This window comes from Mesorhizobium sp. IMUNJ 23033, from assembly GCF_044778005.1.
GTDB lineage: Bacteria > Pseudomonadota > Alphaproteobacteria > Rhizobiales > Rhizobiaceae > Mesorhizobium > Mesorhizobium amorphae_A.
Genome location: NZ_JBJACT010000006.1, coordinates 204,468 through 226,839 on the forward strand (window position 1 = coordinate 204,468; position 22,372 = coordinate 226,839).

A 22,372-nucleotide genomic window follows, 5' to 3' on the forward strand; every position below is an offset into this window, starting at 1 on the left:
CATGCGTGTAACCACTGATCTGTGGGTGTCGGCCCTGTTGCGCCGGGTGTTTGCCGCTGGCGGTTTTGCCGCCGTGGTCAAGCGCGGTGCGGCCGAGGCCGGCGCCGTCTTCGTGCTTGCGCGGAGCAGGCTGGGTGAGGTCGCCCTGTTCGGGCCGGCGCCGCAGACAAGCTACGATTCGGCGAAGCCCGACGACCGCTTCTTCACCTTGCTCGGTTCGGGCGACGATGCCGCAATGCTCGACGCCAGGCTGGAGCGGGAGAAGAAATTCGATCCTGATATCTGGGTGCTCGAGATCGAGGCCGGCGCTGTTCCGGTCGAGGAACTGCTTTCGGTCAAGACGGACTAAGGCTTGGATTGATCTCTAGGATGCCTTGCGGCTGGCGGCCGGATCGTCGCCGTTCGACGACTGGCGGCTCTCGGCATTCGCCACTTCGGGGCCATTGCCACGGATCGCTCGCGACAATGCCTCTGCCTTCCAGCCGCGCACCCTGTCCAGCGCCGCCTCGCGATGCAGCAGCCGGTAACGGTCGAGGAACAGCCGGATTGCCTGCGGATGCGGAAACTCCCTCGGGAAGACGGCGACCGCGATCAGAAAGGCCCGGTCCTCGCTGAGGTCGAGTGCCCTGAGCGCGGTAAGCAGCGCGGCATGGCTTGACTGTTCGATCAGCGACCGCGCCGTCTGAAAATCGATGTCGAGCGCATCGGCGAGCGCGGTCTGGAAGAAGGCGGCATTGCCGGTCAGCGCCGTCTCGCGCAGCTTGACGTAGCTCGCCTGGCCGAGGAACGGATTGACGCTGACATCCTCGCCGGCCGTATCGGGGCGCATCATCGCGCGCAGCCGGCGCCTTGCGTTCTCGGCGGCATTGCCGCGGGGCTCCCGCGTTTCCGCGTCGGCTGCAGCGGCGGCCGCTTCCTTCGCCGGCACCGCTTCTGCATTGCCCGGCGCTGCCTCGGTTTTCGCCGGCATTGCCGTCACGATCGTCTGCGGCGGCCGCATCCTGACCAGCGTCGGCTTTTCAAGCGCCTTGATCAGATCCGATATGGTCGGGTTCAGGTCCTTGCGCCGCGCAATGGCGCGCGCATGCGGCAGGCCGTGCCGTCCGATCAGCGCGATGAGGTCGATGTCGCTCAGCGCCCGCGAGCGGATCAGCAGGGGAGCGGCGGTATCGACCGGCTCCTCGGCCAGGCGCCGCACCAGGGCGCTAGGCGCATACTCGCATTCGGAAAGTGCCGCGGCGACATAGCGGCGCGATTCGACCGAAACCTCGCTGAACAGCGGCAGCGTCAGATCTTCGAGCTGGGCGATCTCGCGGCGCGAGGGCCGGGTGAGTGAGCAGAATGCCGACACCACGGCGCGGAACAACCTTTCGGCCTTTCCCGCTTCAGCCCGAATAGCGATTTGCCTGAAATCCGAAGATGACACGGAGGATACGCCCGACACTCGACACGACTTGGACCACGCTCGACCGGGACTGTGTCGGTTTCGCGATTACCAAGAACAAAGATCAAGTTAGCGACGATCCGTTAGCGCTCCGTTAACCCTCTGCCCGCCTTAATCATATTTGGAGGCGTTGCGTTGTGCTCCGGGGCAACCGAGAGGAATGCGCGAACCATGGGCATGGTACTGTCTTTCGTGCCGCGAACGGCACCAACCAATCGAGCAAGTCAAAACACCGGTACGCCGGCGGCGGTGATCATTTTCCCCGGCGTCCGCTACGAACCTTCGCCGCTAACCGGCGATGCGAGGCCAAGCGGTCCGGACAAGCCGGGTGCGCCGAGGACGCCGGTCCCGCATCATTAGGGCGCCGCGGTCGAAATCAGTAGTCCTGCAGCTCGCAGGAACTCTGCTCCAGGAACTGTGAGACGACAGGTTTCCAGCTGTCGTCGGGCACGAAGGAGCGGATGACGAAGATGCCTTCCTCGATCGGCGCTTCGACGAAGATCGCGCCCTGCAGCTCCTCGGGAAGTTGCCTGCGCACATCGATCATCTGAGCCGGCGTCAGCACCACGGTATCGAGCACGCCGCCGGTGGCGCTGTGGTCGTTGAAGGAATAGAGGTTGTGGCCGCTGCGGTCATAGACCGAGACCGACCAGAACGGTACGTTTCCGGGCGCCTTGATACGCACCATGCCCTCGGCGAGGTCGAAGCGGCAGGCCGCGGCGTAAAATAGGGGATCGACGGATTTCACCACCGGCGCACCGCCGGCCTCGGCGTCGAGCCTGGTCATCTTATAGAGGTCCGAGGCCATCGCCAATCGCGACCAGGCGTCGCGTTCGGAAAATTCCGGCACCAGCATCAAGACGACGATATGCACGATGCCGGCACCGAGCAGACCGAGCAGGACGGTGTGCAGCAACTTACGCATTGCAGCCGGCCTTCACGATCCTGGGCAGCGTCACATCGGAAAGGCCGGTGCTGCTGGCGATCGGCGTGTCGTAGAAGGTGAGCACGAAATACATCCGTCCGAAGCCCTCGGTCAGAAGCCAATTGCCAGGGGCCGGGCGGTTGCCGACGGTGATGATCACCGAATTGTCGGGCTGGCGCAGCACCTGATAGGACTGCAGAGCCGCAAGCCTCGGCCTGTCGGTGTCGACCACGCCGAGCGATTGGTCGGCGGCATAGAGGGTCCAGAAACGGGCGGTTGGGAAGCCGCCTTCGATCATGTAGGCGCATTCGCGCCTGAGCTGGTCGCCGCCGGCATCGCGTTCGGCGATGAAGGAGAGCCCCTCGGCCCGGCCGAGCGCCAGCACGCCCTCGCGTGCCACGCGTGCCTTCGAATAGGGGTCGGCCGCTTGCGTGCCGATCTCGGGGAAGGCGGTCCACTGGCCGATCCTGATCGCGCCGACGCCGTCCTGTGCCTTCAGCGCATACCAGACGCTGCTGCCGCCGCCGCCGATGGCGATGGCAAGCGCGACGAGCGTCAGAAAGGCGTTCTTGAGCATCAGGGGCCGGGAACAACAAAGGATTGCCGCTCGGGGATATCGCGGGGCAGGGGCTCGTGGCAAGGCCGGCGTCCGGCTGAATTGGCCGCTCAGAGCGCCGACAGCGTCTCCGGCGCCTTGGGCGGCTCGAGCACGGGCGCTGCCTGGAACATCTTGGTCATCTCCCGCAGCGTCTGAGTGGTGCGGCTGGACAGCACCGGCGGGCGCTCGGCGGCGGCTTCGGCCTCCGCCTGCTCGGCGTTCTTCTTTGCCGCCTCCTCGGCCTTGGCCGCGACTTCCGGATCGACGAAGGGATGATCGAGGCCGGGGATCGGCTTCAAGTCGATGTTCTGGTGCGCGTAGACCATCAGCCGCTGCCACACCATCGCCGGCAGCGTGCCGCCGGTCATGTTCTTGGTCGGGGTGAAGTCGTCATTGCCGAGCCAGACAGCGGCGGTGTAATTGCCGGTGAAGCCGACAAACCAGGCATCGCGGTAGGATTGCGTCGTGCCGGTCTTGCCGGCGACCACGATGTTGGGAAGCAGAGCGCGCCGTGCCGTGCCGATCACCGGCACTGCCGCCAGCATGGTGTTCATGTATTTCAGCGCCTGTTCCGACAGCACGCGGTGCGTCGGCGGCGCGTCCTTGGCCCAGTCGTAGACCACCTCGCCACTACGGGTGACGAGCTGCGTGATTCCGTGCCGCGAACCGACGAAACCGTTCTGCGCGAACACGCTGTAACCGGTCGCCTGGTCCATGACCGTCATGCCCGACGTGCCGAGCACCATGGTCTTGTGCCCTTCGAGCGGCGACTCCACGCCCATCGCTTCGGCCATCGCCTTGATCGGGCCGATGCCGAGATAGTCCTTGGCCAGTCGCACCGGCACGGTGTTGATCGATTTGGCGATCGCCGTGATCAGCGTCACGTTGCCGGCCGAGCCGCCATTGTAATTGTGCGGCGACCAGCCGCCCCAGCTGATCGCGCCGCCGGAAACAACCGAGTCCGGCGTGAAGCCGTGCTCCATGGCGGTGGCATAGACATAGGGCTTGAAGGACGAGCCGGTCTGGCGCAGTGCCTTGGTGGCGCGGTTGAACTGGCTGGCGCCATAGTCGCGGCCGCCGACGATCGCCCTGACCGCGCCATTGGTCTCGATGACCACCACCGCCCCTTCGGTGACGTTGTATTCCTTGCCGAACTGGCGCAGGTGGAATTCGACGGACTCTTCAGCCGCCTTCTGGATGTTGGCATCGAACGTGGTGTGGGCGACGAGCGAGTGCTGGCCGGACTTGGCGGCGATCTTCTTGACCTCGTCGAAGGCCCAGTCGAGGAAATAGTCCGGGCTCTTCTGTTCGCCGCGATCGACGACGTCGGCCGGATGCAGCCTCGCCTGCAGCACCTGGCCTTCGGTCATGAACCCGGAATCGACAAGGTTCGACAGCACCACATTGGCCCGCGCGCGAGCGGCGGGCAGGTTGATATGCGGTGCGTATTTGGTCGGCGCCTTGAACAGGCCGGCCAGCATCGCTGCCTCGGCGAGGTTCAGATCCTTGACGCTCTTGCCGAAATAGAAATCCGCCGCCGCCTCGATGCCGAACGTGCCGCCACCCATATAGGCGCGGTCGAGATAGAGCTGCAGGATCTCCTTCTTCGACAGATTGGCCTCCAGCCAGAGCGACAGGAAGGCTTCCTTGATCTTGCGCTGCAAGGTGCGCTCATTGCTCAGGAACAGGTTCTTGGCCAGTTGCTGGGTGATGCTGGAACCGCCTTGGACGACGGAATTGGCCCGCACATTCTCGAAGATCGCGCGCGACAGGCCGAGCACGTCGATGCCGTAGTGGTCGAAGAAACGCCGGTCCTCGGTCGCCAGCACCGCCTTGATGACATGGTCGGGCATCTCGTCGACCGGCACCGAATCGCGCTGGATGATGCCGCGCTGGCCGATCTCGTTGCCGTAACGGTCGAGGAAAGTGACGGCGAAGTCGCCCTGGGTGCGCCAGTCGCCGGTGGTGATCTGGAAGGCTGGCAAGGCCAGCGCAAAAAGCACCACGATGCCGCCGGCGCCCAGCGTAAACCCTTCGCTCAGCACTTCGACGATGCCGCGCCGCCAGCCTTTGACACGGAAACGCCGGGAAAAGATGGTAGCTGCTTCCCAGAACTGGCGTGCCTTGAAGCCGATCTCGTAGAGCGAGGAATCGAGCCACGCATCCACCGCCAGCAGCGCCGCGGCGATCGGACCTCTTCTCTTGCGTGGCATCAAAGGACTGGTCATTCCAGAATTCCGCCCCACGCCGTGACCTGATTTCAAGACGGCGCCCCGGAGAAGACTATTCGTCCATTTTAGCACTGCTCACAAGGGCAGCGAAGCCACACCGCGCGGTTTGTTGACTGGGTAGAGAAGGCTTCGAGGCTGATAGCGCCCGGCCGATGTCAGCGCGCCGCGATGAAGCGCATGAAATGCGCCACGTCGGCCTCGCTCGGCTCCTGGCCGGTGAAGCTGCGCAGATAGGCGGCGAGATGACTGACCCGGGCCTCGACCGGCTCCTTGAGGTCGAGCACGTAATAGCCGATCTGCATGTAGTAGAGCACGCGGGCGCGGATGAAGGCGTCTTCCTCGTCGTAGCCGTGCCGGCGGTACATGTCGCGGATGGCGACGAGGCGCTCGTCGTCCGCCTGGTCGATCATGCGCCGCACATCGTCGGAGCGGCGCGCCCATTCGCGAATGGCAAAGTCCAGCCGGGGATCGAACAGCCGCTCGTCGGCCCAGCATTCGAAGACGTTCATGACGCCCATGATGATGCTTTCGGCCGGGCGCCCGGCGCGTTCGACGATCGCCTTGGTGTTGGTGTCGTGCCAGTGCGCGAGCAACTGGTCGAGCAGGTCCTGGCGGCTTTGGAAATACCAGTAGAAGCTCGAGCGCGAGACGCCGAGCTTCTGGCCGAGCGGCAGCACGCGCACGCTTTCGATGCCGTCCGAAATCAGCGTCTGCAGCGCCAGATTGATCCAGTCCCAGCGCGTCACCTTGATGTTGCCTGGCGCCGGCTCGTCCTGGGGTGCAATCATGATCATGTCCGCACAAGTGCCATGGCGCGCAGCGGCGTGCAAGCGGTCTGTACACAAGTGTCTAGACACATATGTACAGTGCCTGTATGGTGAGAGCCTCCAACGAGAGGGAGAGGCTCGTGAAGTCGCACTATCGCGCAGTCGTCATCGGGGGTGGGGTGGTTGGCGCCTCGGTTCTCTACCACCTGGCGCGCTTCGGCTGGAAAGACGTGGCGCTGATCGAGCGCGCCGAACTGACCGCTGGTTCGACCTGGCATGCGGCTGCCGGTTTCCATGCGCTGAACGCCGACCCGAACGTCGCGGCGTTGCAGGACTACACGATAAAACTCTATCGCGAGATCGAGGCCGAGTCCGGCCAGAATGCCGGCCTGCACATGACCGGCGGCGTCAACATGGCCAGCGACCCCGCCCGCTGGGAATGGCTGAAATCGGCTTGGGCGGTGTTCCAGTCGGTCGGCATCGAGACGGCGCGGCTGGTGAGCCCGGAAGAAATCAAGGAGATCTGCCCGATCGTCGATGTCAGCGATGTGCTGGGCGGCCTCTACGATTCCAACGAAGGCCATCTCGACCCCTATGGTACTACCCATGCCTATGCTGGAGCGGCGAAGAAGCGCGGCGCCGAAATCATCCTGCGCAACCGGGTGCTCGACCTCAAGCAGCGCGCCGACGGCGGCTGGGACGTCTTCACCGAACAGGGCATGATCGTCGCCGAGCATGTCGTCAACGCCGGCGGTCTCTGGGCAAAGCAGCTCGGCCGCATGGCTGGCGTCGAGCTGCCGGTGACGCCGATGGAGCATCACTATTTCGTCACCGAGGACATTCCGGAGGTCGCCGCCCTCGACAAGGAACTCGGCCTCGCCGTCGATCTCGATGGCTTTGCCTACCTCCGCCAGGAGCGCAAGGGCGTGCTGCTCGGCGTCTACGAGCAGAACCCGAAGCATTGGAACATGGACGGCGCGCCCTGGGATTACGGCATCGAGCTGATCCCGGAAGACATCGACCGCATCAGCCCGGAACTCGCCAAAGCCTATGAGCGCTTTCCCTGCCTCGCCACCGCCGGCATCCGCAAATGGGTCAACGGCGCCTTCACCTTCACGCCCGACGGCAACCCGATCGTCGGGCCGGTGCGCGGCCTCAGCAACTACTGGGTCGCCTGTGGTGTCATGGCCGGCTTCAGCCAGGGCGGCGGCGTCGGCAAATCGCTGGCCGAATGGATGATCCATGGTGAGCCTGAGGCCGACATCTTCGGCATGGATATCGCCCGCTACGGCGCCTTTGCCGCCAACCGCGAGTATCTGAAACAGACGACGCGGCAGTTCTATGCCCGCCGCTTCGTCATGACCTTTCCCAACGAGCGCCTGCCTGCCGGCCGACCGCTGAAACGCCCCGGCGCCTATGACGGCATGAGCGCTGCCGGATGCGAATGGACCTCGTCCTGGGGCTTGGAAATCCCCGCCTATTTCGCGCCGATGGGTTTTCGCGAAAACACCACGCTGAAGCGCTCCAACGCCTTCGACATCGTCGGCGACGAGGCGCTGCAGGTGCGCCGCGCCGCCGGTCTCGTCGACACCTCCGCCTTCTCGCGCTACGCCGTGTCCGGGCCGGGCGCGGAAGCCTGGCTCGACCGGCTACTAGCCTGCAGGCTGCCGAAGCCGGGGCAGGTGAGGCTGGCGCCGATGCTCGGCCATGACGGAAGGCTGAAGGGCGATCTCACCGTTTTCAACTGGGGTGGCGGCCAATACTGGATCATGGGCTCCTACTATCTCAGGGAATTCCACATGCGCTGGTTCGAGGGGCATGGTGCCGACGGCGTCTCTGTCACCGACATTTCCGACACGATCTCAGGTTTCCTCGTCACCGGGCCGGATGCCCGGGAAATCGTCGCGCGCACCACGCATCAGGATGTCTCGGCGAACGCCCTGCCGTTCATGGCCTGCGGCGCGTTCGACATCGGCATGGCGCAAGCACGTGTCGCGCGGCTGTCGATCGCCGGTGAGGTCGGCTTCGAGATCAATTGTCCGGCCACCATGCATGCCACCTTGCGCGACACGTTGCTTGCGGCCGGCGAGGATCTCGGCCTAGCGGAAGTCGGCTTCTATGCGCTGAATGCGCTCCGGCTGGAAAAGAGCTTTGGCATCTGGTCGCGCGAATTCACCCAGGCCTACACGCCTACCCAGACCGGACTCGACCGTTTCATTGCTTTCTCCAAGGGCGATTTCATCGGCCGCGATGCGGCGCTGACGGAGCGCGATGGCGGCGGCATCAGACAATGCCTGGTGACGCTCGAGGTCGATGCCGTTGACGCCGACGCCAGCGGCTTCGAACCGGTCTGGCATCAGGGCCGGCGCGTTGGCTTCGTCACCTCAGGCGGATATGGCTACACGGTCGGCAAGAGCCTGGCGCTGGCGCTTGTCGATCGCGATTTTGCTCGAGAAGGCACCGCCTTGTCGGTGCATATCGTCGGCGTCGAGCGGCCGGCGCGCGTCATTCCGGCCTCGCCCTACGACCCCGAGGGCAAGGCGATGCGGCAATGAGGAGGAACTGTTATGGTTGATGACGCTGCACGCGACACCAGGCGCGAGCGCCGGCGCGGCCGCACCGGCGAGGCCGGCAGCGAGTCGAGCCGCCGCCCGGACTACCGCTCGCTGAAAAACCCGTTCCTGCCGCAGCCGGTCTTTTCGGACGATCAGGTGGCGGCGATCCACGATACGGCACTGCGCGTGCTGGAGGAACTCGGCATCAAGGTGTTGCTGCCCGAAGCGCGTGAGCGTTTCGCCCGCGCCGGCGCGCTGGTCGACGAGGACAGCCAGATGGTACGCATCGGCCGCGACATCGTCGCGACCGCACTGGCCTCGGCGCCAAAATCCATCCGGGCGCTGGCGGGCGACCGTAGCCGTGACCTGATGCTCGAACTCGGCTCGATGACCTTCCTCGCCGGGGCCGGCGCGCCCAACGTCACCGATCTCGAACGCGGCCGGCGGCCAGGAACGCTTGCCGCTTTTGAGGAATTGACCAAGCTGATCCAGCATTTCGACGTGCTGCATATGCTTTGCCCGTGCATCGAGCCGCAGGACGTCGACAATCGCTTCCGCCACTATGCCGTCAACCGCGCCCAGCTGACGCTGTCGGACAAAGTCCCGTTCATTTTCGCGCGCGGCACGCCGCAGGTCGAAGACGGGTTCGAGATGATCAGGCTGGCGCGCGGGTTCTCCGAAGAAGAATTCTTTGCCGGCGCCCATTGCTACACCGTCATCAACACCAACTCGCCGCGCCAGCTCGACATTCCAATGGCGCAAGGCATCATCGACTTCGCCCGCGCCGGCCAGGTGTCGATCATCACACCGTTCTGCCTGGCGGGCGCCATGGCGCCGATCACTGTGGCCGGCGCGCTGACGCTGCAGCATGCCGAGGCGCTGGCGGGCTTGACCCTTGCCCAGATCGTGCGGCCGGGCGCGCCGGTCGTCTACGGTTCCTTCTCCTCCAATGTCGACATGAAGTCGGGCGCGCCGGCCTTCGGCACGCCGGAGCACGTCAAGGCGACGCTGGGGGCTGGCCAGCTGGCGCGCTTCACCGGCCTGCCCTGGCGTTCGGGCGGTGGCAGCGCCGCCAACATTTCTGATGCGCAGGCAGCCCACGAGACGCAGTTCGCGCTGTGGGGCTCGGTGCTGGCAGGCGCCACCGTCTGCATCCACGCCGCCGGCTGGCTCGAGGGGGGCTTGAGCGTTTCCTTCGAGAAGCTGATTACCGACATCGAGGCGCTGCAGACGGTCGCGGAACTCTGCGCATCAACACCTGGCGACGAGGATGCGATCGGCTTCGAAGCCATAGCCGAAGTGCAGCCGGGCGGGCATTTCTTCGCGGCCAGCCACACAATGGCGCGCTACCGCACCGCCTTCTACGAGCCGCTGGTCGCCGACTGGTCGAATTTCGGCAACTGGACGCAAGCCGGCTCGAAGAGCGCGACCGAACGAGCAACGGGTGTCTGGAAGCGGCTGGTCGCCGACTTCCAGCCACCGACATCCGCCGCTGCTACGTCAGGCATCCTCGATGAGTTCATCGCACGCCGCACCGAACAGGGCGGCGCGGCACCCGTCTCCTGATCAGGACATGCGCCCGCTACATCGGGCGCTTGTCGCCGGCCTTTTGGGGGTCGCGGCGTATCGTGCCGGCGTCGGCCTTCCGATGCTTGTCGGCGGCAAGCCGGCGAATGCGGTCGAAGCGGCTTTCCTCGGCTGGTTCGGTTGCCGGTACAGAATTTGGCTTCGGTACGAACGTTATCATTTGTCGTTCTCCTTGCCGCTGGGTCGCGCCGGGGAAGATCCCCCGGCGGCTGTCTTTCAGGCTCTTATGCAGAGTTCGTTTGTCTCGAAGAGGTAGAAGAGTTCATGCCGCGAGAGCAACCGCACAGCTCGTGGCGCCCAGCCTGTCGGGCGATGCTTCTCCGGGCATGGTCGCCCAGCCGCCCGTCTCAATGAACTGCCGCTTCTTGTAGCTGTCGGTCAGGGCCTTGAACTCGACAAGCTTGGCGGCCGCATCGGGCGCTGCGTTGAAGCGATCGACACAGATGGCCGAGGCCAGTTTGCCCCGCGCCACATCGCCGGCCGTTGCCGACAGTGAGCGCGAGGTGCCGCCTGTCACCCATCCACCCCAGTTGAAACCGATGATCAGCGTGGCGACGAGGGTTACTGCGCATGCCCAGAAAAGCGTGGACTTGGCCGGCTGGTAGTCTTCCCAGCGACGCGCGAGAGATGGCTTGCTGCTTTGTGTGGACACGGAACAAGTTCCTTCCTGATTGGGTTGAGATAGGTCGCCCGGCCGGTCGCGGAGCGGCCGGAATTTCATGGAATTTCTTTCTGGAGCCGGCATGGGTGGCCGCTGCTCCTGTATAGGCGCATTGGCACTCGATAGATAGGAGTGCCAAGAATTATTCGTGCGATACGTGGAAATATTAAAACGTATTATTTTGCCAGATCGTTTTCCGATATTCGGAATATCTAAAATATTTCCAAGTTTGAATTTTGTCGGACGAATGCCTATCTATATCGAACAAGTTCGTTTTCACGATTTCGAGCGTAACGGAGATTTGTCGATGGCCGATGGCAATCAAAGTATCATGGAAAAAGCTGAAGCCCGCTTTGTCGACAAGCAGAAAAAGACTGCGGAGCGAAACAAGGCGACTGCCGAATATATGTCCGAAGCCAAGGCCCGGATCATCAAGACGGCAAGGCTGCGCGAATTGCGGCTGGCCAAGGAAGAGGCCGATCGCGTGGCGGAGGCCCTGAACCCGACGCCGAAGAAGAAGCGGGTGGCCAAGAAGATCGCCGCAACGGAGGTCAAGTCATGAGCCTCACATTCCCCAATCGCAGCCGCAGCTATGACGCGGCGGGTCGGCGCATCCGATTTGTCGGCCATGACGGCATGTTCCAGATTTCCTTCTCGGTCGCAGCGGATGCCATGTCGAAGATGCGACCCGAAACCGCAGCCGACGAGGCCGGCTATCTCGCCGCCTTCGATACGGCCAGCAGCGCCATATACGACGTCGCCAGGACGGCCTACGACCGCACCCGCAAGAGCATGTATGTGCTGACAGCGGCTGATTTTCGCTAACTGAATCTTGTTCGCAGTCAGCCGGCTGAGTTGGCAGCAGGATCACCTATTCGCCCGCCGCTCGACATCTTTGCGGTTCAGCCAGTCGAGCATCTCCCCGCATGGCGGCGACAGAGTCGTATTTCCGAGATCATGCGCGTTCATGATCCGGAGAAGACGGACTGATTCGTGCCGTTCCACCATGCGGGTCGTCATCTGGCGGAACGCGCGCAACGCGGCTAGGGCCTGTTCCACCCCAATGGATTGGGATGGCTCTATCTTTTTGTTCGAGCATGATCTTTTCCGAAAACCGGATTCCACTTTTCGGGATCATGCTCTAGGCTGCAAGCGAATTGCCGGTGGTGCAACAAAGCTTGTTCAAGGCGTAACGGGCGAGGGAGAAAACGATGACGGCGCCCGACGATTTGCTGCAGGCCTTATTCCTGAGATTGAAGAGCGATGCCTCGCTGTCGGCGCTGCTGGGCGGCGCCGGCCTGCTCGAGCAGGCAACCGACAACGCTGCCTTTCCCCACGTGACCTGTGGCCGGACCAGCGCTTTTGACCTGGACACTGGCGCCGACAACGATGCCGATCAGCTTGTGACGCTGCATGTCTGGTCGAAAGCCCATGGCGGAGCCGAGACGCGTGTCATCATGGACAGCATCAAGGCGCGCCTTGCCGACGCGGCGCTGGCCATCGGCCCGCATGGCCAGACACGCCTGTCGCTGGAATTCGCCGAGGCCCGCTATGACGAGGATCTGGCGGTCCATCATGGCATGCTGCGCTTTCGCGCCATCACGCAGGAAAACGCCTGACGCGCTTTCAATATCGGTGAAACCGAGTCTAGACTGGACCTTCGCTGGTTTCAGTGGGTTGAGCGGTGGAATCTCAGCTTGATTGTCTCGCGTTGCAGGGGTGTGGCGGGCATGGTTTTTCGGGCGTTCACCGTTCATTTCACGTTCAGCACCGATGCGTTACAACGCTGACCATGAAAACGCTTCGCTCCCATTTCCGAACCGCGACACTGGCGCTTGCAGCGGCCGGCCTGTTTGCGTCGCAGGCGACGGCAATGCCGGTCGTCGCGCCCGCCGACACGCAGCCGATCGTGCTGGCTGCGTCGGACTGCTACGCGATCGGTCAGCAGGTGGCCGAGCAGAATGGCGGCACTCTGGCCAAGGCTTCTCAGACAACGCGCGGTGGCCAGGCGGTCTGCGTCATCGTCGTGCTGGTGCCAGGCAAGGACGGTCAGCGTCCGCGCCGCTCCGAATTCGTCGTTCCGCTGAACTGATCAACCTTCCATCTTACAGGCCTCCGTTTCCCAGGCCGCCGGAATCGGCCTATACCTGACCCCGGATCCGTCAACAGGTTCTAACCGTCATGCGCGTGCTCGTCGTCGAAGATGACAAGGATCTCAACCGGCAGATAGCGGATGCGCTGGTCGATGCCGGCTATGTCGTCGACCGCGCCTTCGACGGCGAGGAAGGGCATTTCCTCGGCGACACCGAACCTTACGACGCGGTGGTGCTCGACATCGGCCTGCCGCAGATGGACGGCATCAGCGTCGTCGAGCGCTGGCGCCGCGGCGGCCGCAAGATGCCGGTGCTGATCCTGACGGCGCGCGACCGCTGGAGCGACAAGGTGTCGGGGATCGATGCCGGCGCCGACGACTATGTCACCAAGCCGTTCCATATCGAGGAAGTGCTGGCACGGGTGCGGGCGCTGATCCGCCGCGCTGCCGGCCATGCCTCGTCGGAATTGACCTGCGGCCCGCTGCGCCTCGACACCAAGGCCTCCAAGGCCGATGTCGACGGCCAGCCGCTGAAGCTGACCTCGCATGAATTCCGGCTGCTGGCCTATCTGATGCACCATATGGGCGAGGTCGTGTCGCGCACCGAGCTGGTCGAGCATCTCTATGACCAGGATTTCGATCGCGACTCAAACACCATCGAGGTCTTCGTCGGCAGGCTTCGCAAGAAGATGGGCATCGACATGATCGAAACCGTGCGCGGCATGGGCTACCGCATGCGTGAGCCGGAGGCGTAAGGCGGAACCTCTCACCTCAAAACCGGTCGTCTCCAAGACGCTTTCGGCGCGGTTCTGGCCGCGCTCTCTGGCGTTTCGCGTCATCGCCTTCTCGACCCTGTGGGCGATCCTGACGCTGGTCGTCATCTTCACCCTCATCACCACGCTCTACCGCCAGGCTAGCGAGCGCGGCTTCGACAGCCTGCTTTCGGCGCATCTGTTCAACCTTATCGGCTCGGTCGGCGTTTCCGAAAGCGGCCAGCTGACCGGCGCGCCGGACCTCGGCGATCTGCGCTTTTCCGAACCGAATTCGGGCTGGTACTGGTCGGTTGAACCGGCCTCCGAGGGCGTGCATGGCGAACTGCACTCCTCTTCGATGACCAAGGCGATTCTTTCGCCGAGCGTCGCCGAGGTTCCCTTCAACACTAGCTTCCAGCGCAGCTATGGCAGCGAAGGCATCCATGGCGAGGAGCTGGAGGTGTTCGAAAGCGAATTCGTCCTCGATGCCAAGAACCGCGCCGCGCGCTTTCGCGTCATGGGCAACCAGACCGAACTGGAGCAGGAGATCGCCAGCTTCCAGCGCCGCCTCCTGACCTATCTCTCGCTGTTCGGCGTCGGCATGATCGCCATCAACGCCTTCGCCATCCTGATCGGCCTGCAGCCCTTGCGCCGCGTCCGCAACGCGCTCGCGATGGTGCGCGAGGGCACGGCGCAGCGGCTCGACGGCAGTTTTCCGGCCGAGATCGAACCGCTGGCCAACGAGACCAACGCACTGATCGAGAACAATAAGCGCATCGTCGAGCGTTCGCGCACGCAGGTCGGCAACCTCGCCCATTCGCTGAAGACGCCGCTGGCCGTGCTGCTCAACGAGGGCCGGGCGCTCGGCGGCGCCAAGGGCCAGCTCATCACCGAGCAGGCCGCCTCGATGCAGAAGCAGGTCGACCATTATCTGCAGCGGGCGCGCGTCGCCGCCCAGCGCGACAGCGTCGTCTACCGCACCCCGGTGGCGCCCCTGGTCCAGCGCATGGTGCGCGTGCTGCAAAAGCTCAACCCTGAGACAACCCTCACGCTTTCACTGCCGGCCACCGACATCATCTTCGGCGGCGAGCGCGAGGACCTGGAGGAACTCTTGGGCAATCTCCTCGACAACGCCATGAAATGGGCCAGGGGTGCGGTCGCCGTGTCGGTCTCGCCTGTCCCCGGCAAGGATGCCAATTTGTTCGAGATCGCCATCGAGGATGACGGTCCAGGCATTCCCGAGGACAAGGCGCGCGAGGCGCTGAAGCGCGGACGGCGCCTCGACGAAACCAAACCTGGCACGGGGCTCGGCCTCGCCATTGTCGCCGACCTCGTCAACGAGTATGGAGGCGGTCTGGCGCTTGAACGCTCCGTCATGGGCGGGTTGAAGGCGGCGGTGCGGTTGCGGAGCCTTCAGTGATGCTATTTTCAATGGTGGGCCGCGGCCAAATTTCCGACAAATATCAATACTATGGCCTTGCCGGCTTCCCGATGGCGCGGCCCCCAGTTCATCCTGCTCGAGAAATCCGGTTGTTGGCATGAAGATTCGCGTCGCGCTCCTTTCCGCACTGCTCGCCGTTTCCGGCTGTGGGACGTTGGGCAAGGGCGGCCCTGGCGCGGCGGTCACGCCGGCGCCGGCCGCCACGCCTCAGGCCGGCAGCAAGGTGGCGACGACGATCATTTCGGCCATGGGCGGTGGCCTTGTCGGCGGATCGATCGGCTCCGGACTGAGCGATGCCGACAAGCGCAAGGCGCTGGAAGCCGAATACAAGGCGCTCGAATACACGGCGAGCGGCCAGAAGGTGACATGGAAAAGCGACAGTTCGGGCCGCTCGGGCGAAGTCGTTGCCGCCCAGCCTTATCGGGTCGGCTCGCAGGACTGCCGGCAATACACCCATACGGTGTTCAGCGGCGCCGCCGGGGCCACCGCGCGCGGCACCGCCTGCCGCAATGCCGACGGCAGCTGGACGCCGCTGACCTGATCAATGCTTGTCGCCCAAAAGTGCGCAGCGGTTTTGGGATAACGACATGCATCAAGAGGAAGCCGGATCGGGTTCAGATCCGATCCGGTTGACATCGGTCAAGGACAGACGGCGCACGTGCCGTCAAAGCGTCGCAGGATGCCCATGTTGGCAGGGCAGGGCTCTGCCGGTATTGGATGAAAGATGCTGTTCTGGGTCATAGCCGCTATCCTCACGCTAGGCGCCAGCCTTGCGGTGCTGCTGCCGCTGGCCGGCGGCCCGACGGGCGCGTCGGCGGCCGGCGACCACGACCTCGAAGTCTATCGCGACCAGCTGTCCGAGCTTGACCGCGACGTGGCGCGCGGCCTGATCCAGCCGGCCGAGGCCGAGGAGGCGCGTGCCGAAATCGGTCGCCGCATCCTGCGCCTCGGCGCTCCCGGTCAGCCCGACACGGTGGCGGCGCGGCGGCCATCGCTGGCGGCAAGGCTGGTGGCGACAGTGGCGGTGCTGGCGGTTCCGCTGGTCAGCTGGGGGCTTTACATCAAGCTCGGCTCGCCCGATTTGCCTTCGCAGCCGCTCGCCGAGCGGCTCGCCAAGAATCCTGCCGACTCCTCGGTGGACGAGCTGGTGGCGCGCGCCGAGGCGCATCTGGCCGCCAACCCTTCCGATGGCCGCGGCTGGGACGTGCTGGCGCCAATCTATCTGCGCCTGCAGCGTTATTCCGACGCGGTGAGCGCCTATCGCAACGCTATCCGCCTCGACGGCGAAAGTGCTGCCCGCCAGGCCGGCCTCGGCGAGGCGATCGCCAATGCCGCCGGCGGTATCGTCTCGGCCGAGGCGCAGGACGCGTTCGAGGCGGCGTTGAAGCTCGATCCGGCCAATGCGAAGGCAAGCTTCTACCTGGCAATGGGCCTGGCGCAGGAAGGCCGTACAGGCGAAGCAACGGCGGCATGGCAGAACATGCTCGGCACACTGCCGCCGGAATCGCCCTGGCGCCGCGCCGTCGAGCAGGCGCTGGCCGAAAACGTGAAGACGGCCGTCGCGTCGGGAGCGCCCGCCAACGGCCCGGGTGCACAGGCGGTCGAGGCGGCGCAGTCGATGTCGCCGCAGGACCGCCAGACGATGATCGAAACCATGGTCGCCGGGCTCGACGAGAAGCTCAAACAAAACCCGCGCGACACGGAAGGATGGATGCGGCTTATTCGTTCCTATGTCGTGCTTGGCAAGGCCGACCAGGCGCGCGATGCGCTGAGCCGCGGCATAGCCGTCTTTGGCGCCGACAGCGAGGAAGCGAAAAAGTTCACCGCCTTTGCCGCCTCGCTCGGCCTGACGGTGACGGAGTAGACGATGACGCGCAAGCAGAAGAGATTGTCAGTGATCGTCGCGGGGCTGGCTTTCCTCGGTGCCGCCACCGGTCTCACCTTCTACGCGCTCGGCCAGAAGGCCTCCTACTTCTACATGCCCGGCGATCTTGCTACGGCAACCGTCCAGCCCGGCCAGCGTATCCGACTCGGCGGCCTCGTCGAAAAGGGCACGATCGAGCGGGGGCAGGGCGCGACCGTTGCCTTTTCGGTGACCGACAAGCAGAAATCGGTCAAGGTCACCTATACCGGCATCCTGCCCGACCTGTTCCGCGAGGAGCAGGGCGTCATCACCGAGGGCAGTTTCGGCCCGGACGGCGTCTTTGTCGCCGACAGCGTGCTGGCAAAGCATGACGAGCGCTACATGCCCAAGGAAGTCGCCGACGGCCTCAAGGCCAAGGGCGTCTGGCAGGAGAGCAAGAGTGAGTAACGCGCTTGGTTGAAACCGGACATTTCGCCCTCGTCCTCGCCTTCGCGCTGTCGCTGGTGCAGATGCTGGTGCCTCTCTATGGCGCGCGCGCCGGCAACCAGAAGATGATGGCGGTCGGCGGTCCGGTGGCGGTGACAGGCTTCGCGCTCACCGCGCTCTCTTTCGCGGCGTTGGCAATCGCCTACGCAAGCTCCGACTTCTCGGTGGCGAGCGTCTGGGAGAATTCGCATTCGCTGCAGCCACTGATCTACAAGATCACCGGAACCTGGGGCAATCACGAAGGCTCGATGCTGCTCTGGGTGCTGATCCTGACCTTCTTCGGCGCTCTTGTTGCCGCCTTCGGCTCCAACCTTCCGGCAACGCTCAAGGCCAATGTGCTGGCCGTGCAGGGCGCTATCGGCGCCGCCTTCTTCCTGTTCATCCTGGCGACGTCCAATCCCTTCACCCGGCTCAATCCGGCCCCGATCGAGGGCCGCGACCTCAACCCGGTGCTGCAGGATCTCGGCCTCGCCATCCATCCGCCGCTGCTCTATCTCGGCTATGTCGGCTTCTCGATCTGCTTTTCATTCTCGGTCGCGGCCCTCATCGAGGGCCGAATCGACGCCTCCTGGGCGCGTTGGGTACGGCCGTGGACGCTGGTCGCCTGGATGTTCCTCACCGGCGGCATCGCCATGGGCTCCTACTGGGCCTACTACGAGCTCGGCTGGGGCGGCTTCTGGTTCTGGGATCCGGTCGAGAACGCCTCCTTCATGCCATGGCTGGCAGGCACGGCGCTGCTGCATTCTGCGATCGTCATGGAAAAGCGCTCGGCGCTGAAGATCTGGACGCTGCTGCTCGCCATCCTCACCTTCTCGCTGTCGCTGCTCGGCACCTTCCTGGTGCGCTCCGGCGTGCTGACCTCGGTGCATGCCTTCGCCACCGACCCGACGCGCGGCGTCTTTATCCTCTGCATCCTGACGCTGTTCATCGGCGGCTCGCTGGCACTGTTCGCCTTGCGCGCCTCGAGGCTGACGGCCGGCGGCCTGTTCCATCCGATCTCGCGCGAAGGCGCTTTAGTCCTCAACAATCTGTTCCTCACCACCGCAACCGCCACCGTCCTGGTCGGCACGCTCTATCCGCTGGCGCTCGAAGCCGTCACCGGCGGCAAGATCTCGGTCGGCGCGCCGTTCTTCGACCTGACATTCGGCCCGCTGATGCTGCCGCTGCTGGCGATCGTGCCGTTCGGTCCGCTGCTTGCCTGGAAGCGCGGCGACGTCTTCGCCGCCGCGCAGCGCCTGATGACGGCCTTTGCCGCGGCACTTGCCGCCATGCTGGTAACGGTCCTGTTCGTCGATGGCGCCTCGGTGTTTGCCGCGCTTGGCGTCGGCCTTGCCGTCTGGCTGGTCTGCGGTGCGCTCACCGATCTCGCCGTCAAATCGGGCTTCGGTTCGGTGACGCCCACCATCATGCTGCGGCGCTTCGCCGGCCTGCCGCGCTCGGTGTTCGGCACCGCGCTCGCCCATCTCGGCCTTGGCCTGACGCTGCTCGGCATCGTCGGCACGCTCAGCTTCGGCACCGAGAAGATCCTGTCCATGCATGCCGGCGAGACCGTCGAACTGTCCGGCAACACGCTGCGCTTCGAAGGGCTCTACCCGGCGCAAGGGCCGAACTACAGCGAGGATCGCGGCCGCTTCGTCGTCATCGGCGCCGACGGCAATGCCAGGGGCGAGATAAGCTCGGCCAAGCGCTTCTATCCGGTGCGCCAGACGACCACGACCGAATCCGGCATCAGGACTGTTTGGTTCAGCCAGCTCTATCTGTCGCTGGGCGATGAGGGCAATGACGGCTCCGTCGTCGTCAGGCTGTGGTGGAAGCCGCTGGTGACGCTGATCTGGGGCGGTGGCCTGGTGATGATGGCGGGCGCGGCAATGTCGCTGATGGACCGCCGACTGCGCGTCGGCGCGCCGTCGCGCCGCAAGAAACTCGTGCCTTCCGCGAGCCTGTCATGATGGCAAGGTTCTCGCTGGCTTCGCTGGTGCTGTTGCTGGCCCTGCTGTTCGCCGGCAGCGCCTTCGCGGTGAAGCCTGACGAGGTGCTCTCGGATCCCGCGCTGGAGGCGAGGGCGCGAACCCTGTCGGAAGGGCTGCGCTGCATGGTCTGCCAGAACCAGTCGATCGACGAATCCGACGCCGATCTCGCCCGCGACCTGCGCATCCTGGTGCGTCAGCGGCTTGTCGCAGGCGACACCGACCAGCAGGTGATGGACTATGTCGTTTCGCGCTACGGCGAGTTCGTGCTGCTGAAGCCGCGCTTCAGCCTGAGCAATGCCTTGCTCTGGGGCACGCCGGTGCTCTTGCTTCTGGCCGGCGGCATCTTCATCGTGCTCACGGCGCGATCGCGCCGTTCGACGGCAACGAAGGCTCTGACCGCCGAGGAGCAGGCGGCGCTGGACAAGATGCTGCGCGACTGATCGCCAACATTACAAAAGTTTCATGCACCGGAAATGGCGCCGTAATGTGCGCCTCTCTATTCCTCTCGATCGAGGATGTCCTGGCTAAGCCGCATCCAATCAAAAGAGGATACGAGACCCATGAATATTGCCCCCAATTCATATTCCCGCACCCGCAAGCGCCTTCTGGCCGCCGTTGCCTCGCTGGCCGTTGCCGGCGCCGTCGGCTTTGGTGTCGTGACCACCGGAACGGCTCCAGTTCTGGCCGATGCCGTGCGTGTCGAGGCGCCGCAGGTTCCCGGCTTTGCCGACATCGTCGAGCGCGTCTCGCCAGCGGTGGTCAGCGTCAAGGTCAAGGCCAAGATCGAGCCGGCGGCCGATGATGGTTCCGACCAGTCGGACGACCAGGACGGCATGAACAACCTGCCCGACAATCCGCAGCTGCGTCGCTTCTTCAAGGAATTCCGCGGCTTTGGCGACCAGAACGGCCAGAACCAGTTCGGCAGCCGCCGCTTCAACCACCGCGACCACAACAACGACCAGCCGCGCCCGGTGGCGCAAGGCTCCGGCTTCTTCATCTCCGATGACGGCTATCTCGTCACCAACAACCACGTCGTCGAGGAAGGCTCGGCCTTCACCGTGGTGATGAATGACGGCAAGGAGCTCGACGCCAAGCTGATCGGCACCGACCCGCGCACCGATCTCGCCGTACTCAAGGTCGATGGCGTCGGCAAGTTCACCTATGTCGACTTCGCCGACGATTCCAAGGTCCGTGTCGGCGACTGGGTGGTGGCCGTCGGCAATCCGTTCGGCCTTGGCGGCACCGTGACCGCCGGCATCGTCTCGGCCCGCGGCCGCGACATCGGCGCCGGTCCTTATGACGACTTCCTGCAGATCGATGCCTCGGTCAACCGCGGCAATTCGGGCGGCCCGACCTTCAACCTCAACGGCCAGGTCGTCGGCATCAACACCGCGATCTTCTCGCCCTCGGGCGGCAGCGTCGGCATCGCCTTCGACATCCCGGCTTCAACCGCCAAGCAGGTCGTCGAGGATCTGATGAAGAACGGCTCCGTCCAGCGCGGCTGGCTCGGCGTCGAGATCCAGCCGGTCACGTCCGACATCGCCGAGTCGCTCGGGCTGAAGTCCGAGAAGGGCGCGCTGGTGTCGAGTGCGCAGGACGACGGCCCCGGCAAGAAGGCCGGCATCACCGCTGGCGATGTCATCACCCAGGTCGACGGCAAGGACGTCGCTTCGCCCAAGGAACTCGCCCGTCTGATCGGCGCCTACTCGCCTGGCAAGTCGGTCGACGTCATCGTGTGGCGCGACGGCAAGAGTGAGACCATAAAGGTCGACCTCGGCAAGCTGCCGGCAAGCGACAAGCAAGCCTCGACCGATCAGCAGCCGCCCGCCGCTCCGGCAAAGCCCGACACGCTGGCCGATCTTGGCCTCACCGTTACCAAGTCCGAAAAGGGCAAGGGGCTGGTTGTGACCGATGTCGACCCGGACAGCGACGCTGCCGATCGCGGCATCCAGCCCGGCGACATCATCACCTCGGTCAATTCGGTGGAGGTGAGCGGAACCGACGATGTCACCAAGGCAATGGCCGACGCGGTGAAGTCGGGCCGCAAGGCGGTGCTGATGCAGATCACCCGCGACGACTCCAACCGCTTCGTCGCCCTGCCTGTCGCCAAGGGCTGACATTCGAAACTTTTCCGGTGCGGCGGTTTCAACACCCCCGAGCCGCCGCGCGGGAAAGCACGGGGCCTGAATGCGTTAGTCAGTCATCGTGTTCCTCCCCCGGCGGCAGCGGGCTTCCCATCGCCCGCTGCCGCTCTAACTTAAAAGGCCCAGACGCAAATGCCGGCCACCACTCATTCTTCCAGCGAAATCGCGTATAACGGGTCTATGAAGATTCTTGTCATAGAAGACGATCGCGAGGCTGCGGACTACCTCGAGAAAGCCTTTGCCGAGGCCGGGCACACCGCCCATGTCGCCGGCGACGGCGAGACCGGCTTCACGCTTGCCGATGCCGGCGACTATGACGTCATGGTGGTCGACCGCATGCTGCCGCGCCGCGACGGCCTGTCGGTCATCGCCGGCCTGCGCTCGCGCGGCAACACGACGCCGGTGCTGATCCTGTCGGCGCTGGGCGAGGTCGACGACCGCGTCACCGGCCTGCGCGCCGGCGGCGACGACTATCTGACCAAGCCCTATGCCTTTTCCGAACTGCTCGCCCGCGTCGAGGTGCTGAACCGCCGCGCCAGCGCGCGCGAAGCCGAAACCGTCTACCGGGTCGGCGATCTCGAACTCGACCGTCTCTCTCACTCTGTGCGTCGCGCCGCGCGCGAAATCACGCTGCAGCCGCGCGAATTCCGCCTGCTCGAATATCTGATGCGCCACGCCGGCCAGGTTGTGACGCGCACCATGCTGCTCGAAAATGTCTGGGACTATCATTTCGATCCGCAGACCAACGTCATCGACGTCCATGTCTCGCGGCTGCGCGGCAAGATCGAAAAAGGCTTCGACAAGCCGATCCTGCATACGGTTCGTGGCGCCGGCTACATGCTGAAGAGCGGCTGA

General features: G+C 64.5%; 23 protein-coding genes. 16 read left to right on the forward strand and 7 right to left on the reverse strand.

The features are described 5' to 3' along the window. The first annotated feature begins 1 nt into the window (after position 1). Positions 2-349, forward strand: coding sequence for a DUF1491 family protein (locus ACFX5Q_RS10035; RefSeq protein ID WP_404277320.1), 348 nt, complete (start codon positions 2-4; stop codon positions 347-349). 15 nt (positions 350-364) lie between these two features. On the opposite strand, the gene ACFX5Q_RS10040 is transcribed toward ACFX5Q_RS10035, so the two are convergent. The 5 genes from ACFX5Q_RS10040 to ACFX5Q_RS10060 form a co-directional block, all read right to left on the reverse strand. Further along, entirely contained in the window at positions 365-1,426 is a 1,062-nt protein-coding gene (locus ACFX5Q_RS10040) for a hypothetical protein (RefSeq protein WP_404277321.1), read from the reverse strand. A 394-nt stretch (positions 1,427-1,820) separates the two neighbouring features. Further along, on the reverse strand, positions 1,821-2,369 hold the full coding sequence (locus ACFX5Q_RS10045) for a DUF1254 domain-containing protein (protein WP_404277322.1): 549 nt from the start codon (positions 2,367-2,369) through the stop codon (positions 1,821-1,823). Then, a complete protein-coding gene (locus tag ACFX5Q_RS10050) occupies positions 2,362-2,946 on the reverse strand; it encodes a DUF1214 domain-containing protein (RefSeq protein ID WP_404277323.1) in 585 nt (194 codons plus the stop codon). The genes ACFX5Q_RS10045 and ACFX5Q_RS10050 overlap by 8 nt, the downstream gene beginning before the upstream one ends. Before the next feature lie 89 nt (positions 2,947-3,035). Further along, a complete protein-coding gene (locus ACFX5Q_RS10055; RefSeq protein ID WP_404277324.1) occupies positions 3,036-5,195 on the reverse strand; it encodes a transglycosylase domain-containing protein in 2,160 nt (719 codons plus the stop codon). Positions 5,196-5,353: 158 nt separating this feature from the next. Further along, on the reverse strand, positions 5,354-5,992 hold the full coding sequence (locus tag ACFX5Q_RS10060) for a TetR/AcrR family transcriptional regulator (protein WP_404277325.1): 639 nt from the start codon (positions 5,990-5,992) through the stop codon (positions 5,354-5,356). A 113-nt stretch (positions 5,993-6,105) separates the two neighbouring features. Here ACFX5Q_RS10060 and ACFX5Q_RS10065 point away from each other — a divergent pair, with 113 nt between their 5' ends. Both ACFX5Q_RS10065 and ACFX5Q_RS10070 read left to right on the forward strand, forming a co-directional pair. Next, on the forward strand, positions 6,106-8,520 hold the full coding sequence (locus ACFX5Q_RS10065; protein WP_404277326.1) for an FAD-dependent oxidoreductase: 2,415 nt from the start codon (positions 6,106-6,108) through the stop codon (positions 8,518-8,520). 12 nt (positions 8,521-8,532) lie between these two features. Beyond that, the gene (locus ACFX5Q_RS10070) at positions 8,533-10,086 is read left to right on the forward strand and encodes a trimethylamine methyltransferase family protein (protein WP_404277327.1); all 1,554 of its coding nucleotides are present in this window, start codon (positions 8,533-8,535) and stop codon (positions 10,084-10,086) included. 16 nt (positions 10,087-10,102) lie between these two features. Here ACFX5Q_RS10070 and ACFX5Q_RS10075 read toward each other — a convergent pair whose 3' ends face one another. Beyond that, positions 10,103-10,267 carry a hypothetical protein gene (locus ACFX5Q_RS10075; RefSeq protein WP_404277328.1) on the reverse strand — a complete coding sequence of 55 codons (165 nt, stop codon included), beginning with the start codon at positions 10,265-10,267 and terminating at the stop codon, positions 10,103-10,105. Between the two features lie 102 nt (positions 10,268-10,369). Further along, positions 10,370-10,759, reverse strand: coding sequence for a hypothetical protein (locus ACFX5Q_RS10080; RefSeq protein ID WP_006199711.1), 390 nt, complete (start codon positions 10,757-10,759; stop codon positions 10,370-10,372). Between the two features lie 316 nt (positions 10,760-11,075). On the opposite strand from ACFX5Q_RS10080, the gene ACFX5Q_RS10085 reads away from it, so the two are divergent. The 13 genes from ACFX5Q_RS10085 (at position 11,076) to ACFX5Q_RS10145 (ending at position 22,372) form a co-directional block, all read left to right on the forward strand. Then, positions 11,076-11,330 (forward strand): hypothetical protein, encoded by a 255-nt coding sequence (locus ACFX5Q_RS10085; RefSeq protein ID WP_404277460.1) that lies wholly within the window; start codon positions 11,076-11,078, stop codon positions 11,328-11,330. Then, positions 11,327-11,593 carry a DUF1488 domain-containing protein gene (locus ACFX5Q_RS10090; protein WP_192183447.1) on the forward strand — a complete coding sequence of 89 codons (267 nt, stop codon included), beginning with the start codon at positions 11,327-11,329 and terminating at the stop codon, positions 11,591-11,593. Before ACFX5Q_RS10085 ends, ACFX5Q_RS10090 begins: the two co-directional genes overlap by 4 nt. 386 nt (positions 11,594-11,979) lie before the next feature. Continuing rightward, complete coding sequence (locus ACFX5Q_RS10095; protein WP_404277329.1) at positions 11,980-12,387, forward strand: DUF3168 domain-containing protein; 408 nt, start codon at positions 11,980-11,982, stop codon at positions 12,385-12,387. A gap of 173 nt (positions 12,388-12,560) precedes the next feature. Continuing rightward, entirely contained in the window at positions 12,561-12,860 is a 300-nt protein-coding gene (locus ACFX5Q_RS10100) for a hypothetical protein (RefSeq protein WP_404277330.1), read from the forward strand. 89 nt (positions 12,861-12,949) lie between these two features. Continuing rightward, positions 12,950-13,615, forward strand: a complete 666-nt coding sequence (locus ACFX5Q_RS10105) for a response regulator transcription factor (RefSeq protein WP_006199718.1) — start codon at positions 12,950-12,952, stop codon at positions 13,613-13,615. Continuing rightward, positions 13,599-15,032 (forward strand): ATP-binding protein, encoded by a 1,434-nt coding sequence (locus tag ACFX5Q_RS10110; RefSeq protein WP_404277331.1) that lies wholly within the window; start codon positions 13,599-13,601, stop codon positions 15,030-15,032. Before ACFX5Q_RS10105 ends, ACFX5Q_RS10110 begins: the two co-directional genes overlap by 17 nt. A 118-nt stretch (positions 15,033-15,150) precedes the next feature. Continuing rightward, complete coding sequence (locus ACFX5Q_RS10115; protein WP_404277332.1) at positions 15,151-15,594, forward strand: hypothetical protein; 444 nt, start codon at positions 15,151-15,153, stop codon at positions 15,592-15,594. Positions 15,595-15,777: 183 nt separating this feature from the next. Further along, positions 15,778-16,917: a c-type cytochrome biogenesis protein CcmI gene (gene ccmI / locus ACFX5Q_RS10120; RefSeq protein WP_404277333.1), complete on the forward strand. Its 1,140-nt coding sequence runs from the start codon at positions 15,778-15,780 to the stop codon at positions 16,915-16,917. Positions 16,918-16,920: 3 nt separating this feature from the next. Next, on the forward strand, positions 16,921-17,364 hold the full coding sequence (gene ccmE, locus ACFX5Q_RS10125; RefSeq protein WP_120016928.1) for a cytochrome c maturation protein CcmE: 444 nt from the start codon (positions 16,921-16,923) through the stop codon (positions 17,362-17,364). Positions 17,365-17,369: 5 nt separating this feature from the next. Then, positions 17,370-19,352: a heme lyase CcmF/NrfE family subunit gene (locus ACFX5Q_RS10130; RefSeq protein WP_404277334.1), complete on the forward strand. Its 1,983-nt coding sequence runs from the start codon at positions 17,370-17,372 to the stop codon at positions 19,350-19,352. Next, on the forward strand, positions 19,349-19,813 hold the full coding sequence (locus ACFX5Q_RS10135; RefSeq protein WP_404277335.1) for a cytochrome c-type biogenesis protein: 465 nt from the start codon (positions 19,349-19,351) through the stop codon (positions 19,811-19,813). Before ACFX5Q_RS10130 ends, ACFX5Q_RS10135 begins: the two co-directional genes overlap by 4 nt. Positions 19,814-19,933: 120 nt before the next feature. Next, complete coding sequence (locus ACFX5Q_RS10140; protein WP_404277336.1) at positions 19,934-21,490, forward strand: Do family serine endopeptidase; 1,557 nt, start codon at positions 19,934-19,936, stop codon at positions 21,488-21,490. Positions 21,491-21,697: 207 nt separating this feature from the next. After that, a complete protein-coding gene (locus ACFX5Q_RS10145; protein WP_006199726.1) occupies positions 21,698-22,372 on the forward strand; it encodes a response regulator transcription factor in 675 nt (224 codons plus the stop codon).

What these genes read in the sequence shown, in the direction of transcription:
- ACFX5Q_RS10035 (WP_404277320.1), top strand. Translation starts at nt 2, where the DNA reads ATGCGTGTAACCACTGATCTGTGGGTGTCGGCCCTGTTGCGCCGGGTG.
- ACFX5Q_RS10045 (WP_404277322.1), bottom strand. Translation starts at nt 2,369, where the DNA reads ATGCGTAAGTTGCTGCACACCGTCCTGCTCGGTCTGCTCGGTGCCGGC.
- ACFX5Q_RS10050 (WP_404277323.1), bottom strand. Translation starts at nt 2,946, where the DNA reads ATGCTCAAGAACGCCTTTCTGACGCTCGTCGCGCTTGCCATCGCCATC.
- ACFX5Q_RS10055 (WP_404277324.1), bottom strand. Translation starts at nt 5,195, where the DNA reads ATGACCAGTCCTTTGATGCCACGCAAGAGAAGAGGTCCGATCGCCGCG.
- ACFX5Q_RS10060 (WP_404277325.1), bottom strand. Translation starts at nt 5,992, where the DNA reads ATGATCATGATTGCACCCCAGGACGAGCCGGCGCCAGGCAACATCAAG.
- ACFX5Q_RS10070 (WP_404277327.1), top strand. Translation starts at nt 8,533, where the DNA reads ATGGTTGATGACGCTGCACGCGACACCAGGCGCGAGCGCCGGCGCGGC.
- ACFX5Q_RS10075 (WP_404277328.1), bottom strand. Translation starts at nt 10,267, where the DNA reads ATGATAACGTTCGTACCGAAGCCAAATTCTGTACCGGCAACCGAACCA.
- ACFX5Q_RS10085 (WP_404277460.1), top strand. Translation starts at nt 11,076, where the DNA reads ATGGCCGATGGCAATCAAAGTATCATGGAAAAAGCTGAAGCCCGCTTT.
- ACFX5Q_RS10090 (WP_192183447.1), top strand. Translation starts at nt 11,327, where the DNA reads ATGAGCCTCACATTCCCCAATCGCAGCCGCAGCTATGACGCGGCGGGT.
- ACFX5Q_RS10095 (WP_404277329.1), top strand. Translation starts at nt 11,980, where the DNA reads ATGACGGCGCCCGACGATTTGCTGCAGGCCTTATTCCTGAGATTGAAG.
- ACFX5Q_RS10100 (WP_404277330.1), top strand. Translation starts at nt 12,561, where the DNA reads ATGAAAACGCTTCGCTCCCATTTCCGAACCGCGACACTGGCGCTTGCA.
- ACFX5Q_RS10105 (WP_006199718.1), top strand. Translation starts at nt 12,950, where the DNA reads ATGCGCGTGCTCGTCGTCGAAGATGACAAGGATCTCAACCGGCAGATA.
- ACFX5Q_RS10115 (WP_404277332.1), top strand. Translation starts at nt 15,151, where the DNA reads ATGAAGATTCGCGTCGCGCTCCTTTCCGCACTGCTCGCCGTTTCCGGC.
- ccmI (WP_404277333.1), top strand. Translation starts at nt 15,778, where the DNA reads ATGCTGTTCTGGGTCATAGCCGCTATCCTCACGCTAGGCGCCAGCCTT.
- ccmE (WP_120016928.1), top strand. Translation starts at nt 16,921, where the DNA reads ATGACGCGCAAGCAGAAGAGATTGTCAGTGATCGTCGCGGGGCTGGCT.
- ACFX5Q_RS10135 (WP_404277335.1), top strand. Translation starts at nt 19,349, where the DNA reads ATGATGGCAAGGTTCTCGCTGGCTTCGCTGGTGCTGTTGCTGGCCCTG.
- ACFX5Q_RS10140 (WP_404277336.1), top strand. Translation starts at nt 19,934, where the DNA reads ATGAATATTGCCCCCAATTCATATTCCCGCACCCGCAAGCGCCTTCTG.
- ACFX5Q_RS10145 (WP_006199726.1), top strand. Translation starts at nt 21,698, where the DNA reads ATGAAGATTCTTGTCATAGAAGACGATCGCGAGGCTGCGGACTACCTC.